Here is a 1200-nt window from a genome sequence, read left to right on the forward strand (position 1 = left end):
GAGCCAGTCTTTTTGAGGAGCTTTCGCTGCTCAAGGACAAGGATCCGGGACTGCATTATAGCAGGCTGGAGCGGCAATTGCTGATCGCTGAGCATCAGCTGCCGGGGAACGTTTTGGGTGGCGATACGCCAACACCAGACGCGAACAGAGTAGTGTCTCCGGGCTCGACAACTCCAACGGTGTCGCCGGAGGAGACGGGCGGGACTGTCGGCTCTCTTACCGGCAACGCCGATGTCGTCGACGCAGTTCAGCGCAATCTCATCGCTCAGGACGCCTCGTTCCAGTACGTCCATGAGTTGACCTTGCTCGACAAGGAACTGAAGCTGGTCAAAGAGAAAAGCGACGCTTTCCTGGCTGCGGCCGACGGGCAACTAGCCGTCCTGAGTCATCTGGGAAATGCCCTCTGCTCAGCAAGTGCCTTGCTTGGGCTAAGATGTCCGACTTTCGTCAATATCACGGACGGAGGCACGCCCGAGCAGATAAGCAACGACATCACCCAACAATACGAAGAACAGTATTCGGTGCAGAATTTCTGCCAATATCTTGGTGACATCGAGCTTGCCAAATCGACGAACTGGCAGTCGGACACCTCCGCTCCACCCGACCCGCCGCTGTTCGTTACACAAGTGGCATATCTCTTCGACGACGCGCTTGGCATCAATACGCTGGAACTGATGCGGCAGAACTGCCGAATGAACCTCAACTACTATTCGCAGTCGATCCCCAACGTCATCGATATCCAGAACAAGATAGCTGGGCGGCTGGCGACCTACTCTCATCTGGTGCTTCCGGCACTCTACGGGGCTCTCGGCTCGCTGATGTATTACATGCGGCGGATTCTCGATCCGCTTCTGCCAAACCCGTCGCTGCTGCGGATGATTTATCGCGTCGCGTTGGGAGCCTTGGCCGGAATGGTTCTGGCGTGGTTCTGGGACGGCACGTTCAACAACAACGAAGCATTCCAGACTATCGGCTTCGGCCTGTTCACGCTTGCCTTCGTCTTCGGGTTTGCCATCGCCGTGTTCTTCACTCTGCTCGACCGCTTCGTAAATATCTCGACGTCCGCAGTCAGCAGGATCGGCGCGCCAGGGTAAAACGTGGCCTGAGCCGTCCTGCCAACGTAGGTTGCTTGGCTCATCCTAGAGCTGTCCGGGAAGAAAAGGTTTCCGGCCTAGAACAGGCCTTCGATCTGGCCCTGTT

Annotated in this window: 1 protein-coding gene; it reads left to right on the top strand. The window is 56.8% G+C overall.

The features are described from left to right. The coding region (locus AC1DUU_RS32475) for a hypothetical protein (protein WP_476787396.1) at positions 1 to 1094 on the top strand (1094 nt) is incomplete at its 5' end. Positions 1095 to 1200 lie beyond the last annotated feature (106 nt).

It is taken from the genome of Aminobacter sp. P4_H6_2, from assembly GCF_056400805.1.